Origin of the sequence: Rhodococcus sp. R1101 (genome assembly GCF_000278445.1) — a bacterium.
Taxonomy (GTDB): Bacteria; Actinomycetota; Actinomycetes; order Mycobacteriales; family Mycobacteriaceae; genus Rhodococcus; species Rhodococcus gordoniae.
Map to the genome: position 1 here is coordinate 1 of NZ_AJVB01000117.1, position 9,378 is coordinate 9,378.

The following is a 9,378-nucleotide window of genomic DNA, read 5'->3' on the forward strand; positions in this document are numbered from 1 at the left end:
GAACAGACCCATCTCGGCCATGCCCTGCACGACCTCGTAGGGGAACGAGTGCTCGGCGTCGTGCTGTGCGGCGACCGGCGCGACCACGGTGCGCGCGAAGTCGGCGACCGTCTTGCGCAGCTGCTCGTACTCGTCGGGAAGTTGGCCCGTGGCCAGGTATTCCGTCATGACTGTGCTTCCTCCGTGTCGGCGTGCGGGGTGACCCGCGCGAGAAGTTGATCGACCTTGACCTGCTCACCGGCGGTCGCGAACAGTTCGACGGTGCCGTCGACGGGAGCGGTGAGCGAATGTTCCATCTTCATGGCCTCGACGACGACGAGCGTCTGCCCGGCCGTGACGGTGTCGCCGGACGAGACGGACACCGCGATGACGGCACCGGGCATCGGACTGGTGATGTCGGCATCACCGGCGTGCGCGTCGTCGCCGCGCACCGACGCCTCCCGCACCTCACGGACGGCGACGCTGCCGTGGCCGTCGGAAAGCCATACCGCACCGTCGGATTCGCCGACACGGTAGCTGTGACGACGACCGTCGAGCACCACCGCCAGATCGGAGCCGTGCAGCACCGCGCTGAAGCGGTAGGTCTCACCGTCCTCGACCTCGGCGAGGCCCGCGGCCGGGGTTCCCGTCAGGCGCACGTGCGCGGTGCGGTCGCCCGAGGTGAGCCGCGACGTGACGGGGCGGTGGGCACCGACACGCCAGCCGTCGGGCACCGCCCACGGATCGGTGGTGTCGTCCGCCCAGCGGTCGAGCCACCGCAGGATCGCCGCGGCGACGAGCGTGGAATCGGCGGTCGTGGGTGGGGTGTAGTCGCCGAGTCGACGGTCGAGCAGGCCGGTGTCGAGCGCGCCGGCGATCACGTCGTCGTCGGCGAGCAGGAATCGCGCGAAGTCGACGTTGGTGACGACGCCGAGCACCGCGGTCTGCGCGAGCGCCCGGTCGAGACGGCGCAGCGCTGCGGCGCGGTTGTCGGCGTGGGCGATGACCTTGGCGAGCATCGGGTCGTAGTCGCTGCCCACGACGGTGCCGGCCCGGATACCGGAGTCGACGCGTACCCCGGGGCCGCTGGGCTCGACGACGTCGGCGACCTCACCACCGGTCGGGAGGAAGCCGCGAGCGGGATCCTCGGCGTAGACGCGGGCCTCGATCGCGTGACCGGTGAGGGTGATGTCGTCCTGGGTGAAGCCGAGTGGCTCGCCCCCGGCGATGCGCACCTGCCATTCGACGAGGTCGAGGCCGGTGACCATCTCGGTGACGGGATGCTCGACCTGCAACCGGGTGTTCATCTCCATGAAGAAGAACTCGTCCGGCTTGTCGGCGGAGACGATGAACTCGACGGTGCCGGCGCCGGTGTAGTCGACACTGCGCGCGGTGTTGCATGCGGCCTCACCGATGCGGGCGCGGGTGACCTCGTCGAGCAGTGGAGAGGGTGCCTCCTCGATGACCTTCTGATGGCGTCGCTGCAGGCTGCACTCGCGCTCGCCGAGGTGCACGACGTTGCCGTGCGCGTCGGCGAGCACCTGAACCTCGATGTGTCGGGGACGCTGCACGAACCGCTCGAGGAAGAGGGTGTCGTCGCCGAACGCCGAAGCAGCTTCGCGGCGGGCGGATTCGAGCGCGGCGGGCAGGTCCTTCGGATCCTCCACCAGCCGCATACCCTTGCCGCCACCACCGGCCGACGGCTTGACGAGCACGGGATAACCCACCTCGTCGGCGCCCTCGATCAGTTCGGCGTCGGTCAGGCCGGGACGGGAGATGCCAGGGACGACGGGAACGCCGAACTCCGACACCGCCGCCTTGGCGGTGATCTTGTCGCCCATCGTCTCGATGGCGTGGGCGGACGGGCCGAGGAAGGCGATGCCCGCGGTGGCACACGCGGCGGCGAAAGCCGGGTTCTCCGACAGGAATCCGTAACCGGGATGGATGCCCTGCGCGCCGGTCGCGAGGGCCGCGTCGATCACCTTGTCGATCACCAGATAGCTCTCGCGCGCCGCAGCCGGCCCGAGCAGCACCGCGGTGTCCGCTTCCTGCACGTGCCGCGCGTCGCGGTCGGCCTCGCTGAACACGGCGACCGAGCGGATGCCCATCGCCTTCAGGGTGCGGATGACGCGCACCGCGATCTCACCGCGGTTGGCGACCAACACCGTGTCGATCCGAGTCGTATCAGTCATGGGTGCACTCACATCCGGAAGACGCCGTAGGAGACCGGCTCGAGCGGGGCGTTGGCGCACACCGACAGTGCCAGTCCGAGAACTTTTCTGGTGTCTGCGGGATCGATGATGCCGTCGTCCCACAGACGTGCGGTCGAGTAGTAGGGGTTGCCCTGCGCCTCGTACTGCTCACGGATCGGAGCCTTGAAGTCCTCCTCCTGCTCCGGCGTCCAGGGCTTGCCCGAGGCGTCGAGCTGATCGGAGCGCACCGTGGCCAGCACCGAGGCAGCCTGATCACCACCCATGACCGAGATGCGGGCGTTGGGCCACATCCACAGGAAGCGGGGCGAATACGCGCGCCCGCACATCGAGTAGTTGCCCGCGCCGTACGACCCGCCGATGACGACGGTCAGCTTCGGCACCCGCGCGCACGCGACCGCGGTGACCATCTTCGCGCCGTGCTTGGCGATGCCACCGGCCTCGTAGTCGCGGCCGACCATGAAGCCGGAGATGTTCTGCAGGAACACCAGCGGGATCGAACGCTTGTCGCACAGTTCGATGAAATGCGCGCCCTTGACGGCGGATTCGCCGAAGAGCACCCCGTTGTTCGCGACGATGCCGACCGGGTGGCCGTGGATACGCGCGAAGCCTGTGACGAGGGTCTTGCCGTACTCGGCCTTGAACTCGTGGAAGGAGGAGCCGTCGACCACGCGGGTGATGACCTCGTGCACATCGTAGGGGATGCGCGAGTCGGTGGGCACCACGTCGTACAGCTCGGCGGGGTCGGCCTCGGGCTCGGTGGTGGGTTCGACGTCCCACGGGCGCGGAGTGCGCGGACCGAAGGTGGAGACGATGTCGCGCACGATGCGCAGCGCGTCGCGGTCGTCCTCGGCCAGGTGGTCGGTGACACCCGAGATCTTCGAGTGCAGGTCGCCGCCGCCGAGCTCCTCCGCGGTGACGACCTCGCCGGTCGCGGCCTTCACCAGCGGCGGGCCGCCGAGGAAGATGGTGCCCTGGTTGCGGACGATGACGGCCTCGTCGCTCATCGCGGGGACGTAGGCGCCACCGGCGGTGCACGAGCCCAGGACCGCGGCGATCTGCGGAATTCCCTTGGCGCTCATGGTGGCCTGGTTGTAGAAGATACGGCCGAAGTGCTCGCGGTCGGGGAAGACCTCGTCCTGCCGCGGCAGGAAGGCGCCACCCGAGTCGACGAGGTACAGGCACGGCAGGTTGTTCTGCAGTGCGACTTCCTGTGCCCGCAGGTGCTTCTTGACCGTGATCGGGTAGTAGGTGCCGCCCTTGACGGTGGCGTCGTTGGCGACGATCACGCACTCACGGCCGGCGACGCGGCCGACTCCGGCGATCATGCCGGCGCCGGGGCACTCGTCGTCGTACATGCCGTTCGCCGCGAGGGGTGACAGCTCGAGGAACGGACTGCCGGTGTCGAGGAGTTCGTCCACGCGGTCGCGGGGAAGCAGTTTGCCCCGTGCGACGTGCCGTTCCCGTGATTTCTCACTACCACCCCGCGCCGCGGCAGCGAGCTTGTCCCGGAGCTCTCCGACCAGCTGTTCGTGCTGGTCGCGGCTGGTTGTCGAGGCCGTCTCAGCGGTCGTCACGAACACCATCCTCGGTAGATCGAATAATCGTCATTAACTGAAATCCAGGTTAGTTATGATTAACCGAGTTGTCCAGACCACACCGAGCGGAGATTTTCATGACCCAGTCCGCGATCGACGTCTCGACCGCCTCGGGACGCCCGACGCGGCGTAGCCTCGCCAAGGCGGAACGCCGACGCGACCTCCTGCGTGCCGCAGCGCACCTGATCGCCGAACGCGGATTCCCCGGGGTCCGCCTCGAGGATCTCGGTGCCGCCGTGGGTATCAGCGGACCCGCCGTGTACCGGCACTTCCCCAACAAGGACGCCCTGCTCGTCGAGATCCTCGTCGAGATCAGCCGCCGTCTGCTCGCAGGTGGCACGCAGGTCGCCGAGACGAATCCCGAACCGCGCGACGCCCTCGAGGGCCTGGTCGACTTCCATCTCGACTTCGCCTTGGGGGAGCCCGACCTCATCCGCGTGCAGGACCGCGAGTTCGCGTCCCTCCCCGACGAGGCACAGAGGGAGGTGCGGGTGACCCAGCGTCGTTACGTCGAGATCTGGGTCGGCGTACTGCGCCGCATCGACCCGGTACTGCCCGAATCCGATGCACGCACGATGGCGCACGCGACCTTCGGGCTCATCAACTCGACACCGCACAGCGCCGACCCGCGCTCCCCCGAGAGCACCCGCGCGGTGTTGCGACGCATGGCCCTGTCGGCCCTCACCGCGACCCCTTCGGCATCCCTGGCAGACACAGCATCCCCGGCCGACACGGCCCGAACGGAGACCGCATGAGCTATTTCGAACGACTCGGTCCGACATCCTTCCGCGCCACCGAGCACGTCGGCGGGGCGTGGAACGAGGCCGAACAGCACATCGCTCCCGCCCTCGGTCTGATCGCCCACGTCATCGAATGCGACCGCGACACCCGACGCGACGACGGACTGGTGATCGGGCGCCTGTCGTACGACATCCTCGGCACCGTGCCGGTCGGTCCCGTCGTCACGACCGTCGAGGTCCTGCGTCCCGGTCGCACCATCGAACTCGTCGAGGCCACCCTGGCCCACGACGGGCGCGCGATCGTGCGCGCCCGGGCGTGGCTGATGCAGACCCGGCCCACCGCGGAGATCGCCGGCACCGCTCTGCAGTCGATCCCCTCGCCCGAGGACAGCGAACCCTGGGATCCGACGACCCTGTGGCCGGGAGGATTCATCGACTCCGTCGAGGTGCGCCGCACCTCGACCGGTCCCGGACGGGCCTCCTTCTGGGTGCGCACGCCGCTCGCGCTCGTGGACGGCGAGAAGGTCAGCGGTCTCGCCGCCACGGCCGGTCTGTTCGACATCGCCAACGGCATGGCGGTGCGCGCCGACCCGAGGAAGGTCGCCTTCCCCAATCTCGACCTCACCGTGCACCTGTTCACCGAACCTCGGGGGGAATGGGTCGGTTTCGACACGTCGGTCTCGTTCGGTACCGACGGCATCGGCCTGACGAGCACGGTGCTGCACGACACCACCGGCCCCATCGGCACGATGTCCCAGATCCTCACGGTGCGACCGATCTGATCGACCGCGCCGAGTTCGGCTCCCGAGGTCTCGGCCGAGGACGCGAGCTGCCGGTACCCGACCGACCCTGGAGCCGTTCCGGCACCCGGGAGTTTTCCGAGCCCATGGCTGGCTCCGGGGGCGCCGCACCGGTGGGTTACAGTTCGCTCCTGGGTTCAGCAGGCAGCCCGTCCAAACGTGTGTTCGCAGACCGAAAGGTCCGGTCCGCACCGCCGTCGGGAGTCCTCGCCTTCGGCGTGAATCGGGCACGGACCGGGAAGCTGGGGTGGATGTGATCGGTATCGTGCGTTCCGCCGAGGTCGGAGCGACGGTGCAGCGATGAGGGATCCTTCGGTTCCCGAACCGCGTATCGAGCGATTCTCGTCGCGGCTGGTCGTGCAGAGCTGGTTCCAGGTCGCGTTCGCGGTCCTCGCGGTCTTCGCCGTCCTCGGCTCGATCGTGGGCGGAATCTTCATCCAGCGCACCGTGCAGATCACCGACGAGGTGACCGGGCGGATCCAGCCCGCGATGACGGAGGCCTACCGGTTGCAGAGCTCACTGCTCGATCAGCAGACCGCAGTCCGCGGGTATGCGCTCACGACCGACCCGATCTTCCTCGGGCCGTATCGCGCCGGCCGAGCCGATCAGCAGGTCGCCCTCGATCACCTCCGTGAACTCCTCGCCGACCATCCCGAGCTCCTCGCCGACATCGACTCCATCGACGCCACCGCCCGGCAGTGGCAGACGCAATACGCAGAGCCGATCATCGCCACCGTCGTGCCCGGGCAGCCGCGCCCCGTCGATGCGAACCTGGCCGAGGAGGACCGGCTGACCTTCGGTGAGATCCGGTCGATGTTCGTCCAGGAGAACAGTGCGCTCTCCCGTGTGCTCGAGGAGAACCTCGACGATCTCGTGCAGTCCCGGACGATCCGCAACTCGGTCCTGATCGCCATGGTGATCACGTTCATCCTCACCGGCCTCGCGATGGTGGCCCTCGTCCACAATCTCGTCGCCGTGCCGCTCAGCAAACTCCGCAACGCCAGTCGCCGGGTCGCGCTGGAGGAGAACTTCTACCAGCACATCTATCCGCAGGGGCCGAAGGACATCCGGGCACTGGCCCTCGACGTCGAGACGATGCGCGGTCGTATCGCCGATGCGCTGTCGGATTCCCGCAAGCAACAGAGCCTGTTGGCCAGACAAGCGGAGGATCTCGACGCCCAGGCCGAGGAACTACGACGTTCCAACGCCGAACTCGAGCAGTTCGCCTATGTCGCATCGCACGACCTGCAGGAGCCGCTCCGGAAGGTCGCGTCCTTCTGCCAGCTCCTCGAGAAGCGCTACGGAGACGTCCTCGACGATCGTGGGCGGCAGTACGTCGAATACGCCGTGGACGGCGCGAAGCGCATGCAGGTCCTGATCAGCGACCTGCTCGCTTTCTCGCGGGTCGGGCGCGTGCACGATGCCTATGTCCGGGTGGACCTCGGGCGACCGCTCGACAAGGCGTTGTTCAATCTCTCGGCGTCGATCGAGGAGTCGCAGGCTCGGATCGAACGACCCGACTCGCTACCCGAACTGACGGGCGACCCGACACTGCTGACGATGTTGTGGCAGAACCTGCTCGGCAATGCGATCAAGTTCCGGCATCCCGATCGCACTCCCGTCATCCGGATCGAGTGCGAGAAGGTCGAGGACGAGTCGAGCTCGCAGTGGCAGTTCTGCGTAATCGACAACGGCCTCGGGATCGACAGCGAATACGCCGAGAAGGTGTTCGTGATCTTCCAGCGCCTCCATCCCCGCGAGGACTATCAGGGCACCGGTATCGGATTGGCATTGTGCAAGAAAATCGTCGAGTATCACGCGGGAAGAATCTGGATCGACACCGAGTACAGCGATACTCACCCCGAGGGCACTCGAATCTGCTTCACCCTCGGAACCGCACCACCACCCGGCGAGCAGAAGCACGGGACCACCGCCTGAGGAGCACTACGTGACCTATCCCGCTGCCCGTCCGGTGGACGTCCTGCTGGTCGAGGACGATCCGGGCGACGAGCTCATGACCCGCGAAGCATTCGAGGACAACAAGATCGGCAATGCCCTCCACGTCGTCCACGATGGGGAGGAAGCCCTCGACTTTCTGTACCGACGGGGCGCCCACGAGAACGCTCCGCGCCCGGACCTGATCCTGCTCGACCTCAACCTGCCGAAATACGACGGCCGGCAGGTCCTGACGAAGATCAAGTCCGATCCCGAACTGTCCGACATCCCCATCGTGGTACTCACGACCTCCTCGGCCGAGGAGGACATCCTGCGCAGCTACAAGCTGCACGCCAACGCCTACGTCACCAAGCCGGTCGATCTCGACCAGTTCATCGGTGCCGTGAAGCAGATCGACGAGTTCTTCGTGCAGGTCGTGCGGTTACCGCGCCGCGGACGTCCCTGAGATCGTCCCGGGCGCTCGCCGAGCGAACCGTCAGGCGAGGATGCCGAAGATCGCGGCGACGAAGATGATCACGATCACCGCGACGGCGAGAAGCGTGAGCCACCCGCTGAGGGGGAATCGATTTCTCGTGTCCGGTTCCGGAGCGGACAGCCCGGACGTCGTCCCCGAGTCCGGGGGCGTCGATCCGGGCGCCACGCCGCCACCGGGCTCGAGATCCGGGGTACGCGAAGGTTCGGGATCCTGGCTTCCGTGGTGTTCGGGGTCCGAAGTGGTCACCTGACCTCCTTCTGTGCGGCTGCGCTCCCGCAAGAGCGGCCACAGACATGTGTCGCGGTGATTCGGTTCTGTGGCGACATACCTCTCCTCCGGCACGCGCAAACATGTGCGGCGCGGCAGGGCCCCGCTCGCGGGCAGCGTTTGCCCGCTCCGAGTCCGGGTAGGCATCGGGAGACACATGCCGGGCACGGCCCGACATTCCTTCACCCGAGGAGGCGAGGAGCGACATGAAGGCAGTGACATGGCAGGGCCGCCGCAACGTAAGCGTCGACACGGTGCCCGACCCGACGATCCAGGAGGCCGGTGACGCCGTCATCCGCGTCACCACCACGAACATCTGCGGCTCCGACCTGCACCTGTACGAGGTGTTGGGAGCCTTCATGACTCCCGGCGACATCCTCGGCCATGAGCCGATGGGCATCGTCGAGGAGGTGGGTTCCGGAGTCACGAAGCTGAAGCCCGGCGACCGGGTGGTGATCCCCTTCCAGGTGTGCTGCGGTCAGTGCTTCATGTGTTCCCACGGACTGCATTCGCAGTGCGAGACCACTCAGGTCCGGGAGGAGGGTACGGGCGCCGCCCTGTTCGGCTACTCGAAGCTCTACGGCAGCGTGCCGGGCGGGCAGGCCGAGTACCTGCGGGTACCTCACGCCGATGCCACTCACATCAAGGTCCCCGAGGGCCCGGCGGACGATCGCTTCGTCTACCTCTCCGACGTGCTGCCCACCGCATGGCAGGCCGTCGAATACGCGGAGATCCCCGACGGGGGCAGCGTGACGGTGCTCGGCCTCGGCCCCATCGGGGAGATGGCCGCCCGCATCGCCGCACACAAGGGCGCCCGGGTGATCGGTGTGGATCTCGTTCCCGAACGACTCGCCCGCGCGGCTTCCCGCGGCATCGAGGTCGTCGATCTCCGCGAGGTCGACGACAACCCGGGCGACATTATCCGCGACATGACGAACGGGCGCGGTACCGATTCGGTGATCGACGCGGTGGGCATGGAAGCGCACGGCTCCCCCGTTGCGAAGCTCGCCCAGAGCGCTGCGGGCCTCCTGCCGTCGGCGATCGCCGGGCCGTTCATGGAGAAGGCCGGCCTCGATCGTCTCCACGCGCTGTACACCGCGATCGACGTCGTGCGACGTGGTGGCGCGATCTCGCTGAGTGGCGTGTACGGCGGGGCGGCGGACCCGATGCCGATGCTCACCCTGTTCGACAAGCAGATCCGTCTCCGTATGGGGCAGGCGAACGTGTTGAACTGGGTCCCGGAGATCCTGCCGCTGCTGACCGACGAGGATCCGCTGGGAGTCGACGACTTCGCCACCCACCGCCTCCCGCTCGACGACGCACCGCGCGCGTATGAGATCTTCCAGAAGAAGC

General features: G+C 67.6%; 9 protein-coding genes. 5 read left to right on the forward strand and 4 right to left on the reverse strand.

Annotation, left to right across the window (positions count from 1 at the left end):
- The 3 genes from R1101_RS29515 to R1101_RS0110150 form a co-directional block, all read right to left on the reverse strand.
- On the reverse strand, positions 1-168 hold a 168-nt coding region (locus R1101_RS29515; RefSeq protein ID WP_198420256.1), incomplete at its 3' end, for an acyl-CoA dehydrogenase family protein.
- Positions 165-2,171: an acetyl/propionyl/methylcrotonyl-CoA carboxylase subunit alpha gene (locus tag R1101_RS0110145; RefSeq protein WP_026003106.1), complete on the reverse strand. Its 2,007-nt coding sequence runs from the start codon at positions 2,169-2,171 to the stop codon at positions 165-167. The genes R1101_RS29515 and R1101_RS0110145, both read right to left, overlap by 4 nt.
- Before the next feature lie 8 nt (positions 2,172-2,179).
- A complete protein-coding gene (locus R1101_RS0110150; RefSeq protein ID WP_016933323.1) occupies positions 2,180-3,775 on the reverse strand; it encodes a carboxyl transferase domain-containing protein in 1,596 nt (531 codons plus the stop codon).
- Between the two features lie 89 nt (positions 3,776-3,864).
- Here R1101_RS0110150 and R1101_RS0110155 point away from each other — a divergent pair, with 89 nt between their 5' ends.
- From R1101_RS0110155 to R1101_RS0110170, 4 genes are all read left to right on the forward strand, one after another.
- Positions 3,865-4,542 carry an SACE_7040 family transcriptional regulator gene (locus R1101_RS0110155; RefSeq protein ID WP_016933324.1) on the forward strand — a complete coding sequence of 226 codons (678 nt, stop codon included), beginning with the start codon at positions 3,865-3,867 and terminating at the stop codon, positions 4,540-4,542.
- Positions 4,539-5,309: a thioesterase family protein gene (locus tag R1101_RS0110160; RefSeq protein WP_016933325.1), complete on the forward strand. Its 771-nt coding sequence runs from the start codon at positions 4,539-4,541 to the stop codon at positions 5,307-5,309. The genes R1101_RS0110155 and R1101_RS0110160 overlap by 4 nt, the downstream gene beginning before the upstream one ends.
- Before the next feature lie 318 nt (positions 5,310-5,627).
- Positions 5,628-7,265, forward strand: a complete 1,638-nt coding sequence (locus tag R1101_RS0110165; protein WP_016933326.1) for a sensor histidine kinase — start codon at positions 5,628-5,630, stop codon at positions 7,263-7,265.
- 10 nt (positions 7,266-7,275) lie between these two features.
- Positions 7,276-7,728, forward strand: a complete 453-nt coding sequence (locus R1101_RS0110170; RefSeq protein ID WP_026003108.1) for a response regulator — start codon at positions 7,276-7,278, stop codon at positions 7,726-7,728.
- A 30-nt stretch (positions 7,729-7,758) separates the two neighbouring features.
- Here R1101_RS0110170 and R1101_RS0110175 read toward each other — a convergent pair whose 3' ends face one another.
- Complete coding sequence (locus tag R1101_RS0110175) at positions 7,759-8,004, reverse strand: DUF6480 family protein (protein WP_026003109.1); 246 nt, start codon at positions 8,002-8,004, stop codon at positions 7,759-7,761.
- A gap of 227 nt (positions 8,005-8,231) precedes the next feature.
- Here R1101_RS0110175 and R1101_RS0110180 point away from each other — a divergent pair.
- The coding region (locus R1101_RS0110180; protein ID WP_016933329.1) for a zinc-dependent alcohol dehydrogenase at positions 8,232-9,378 on the forward strand (1,147 nt) is incomplete at its 3' end.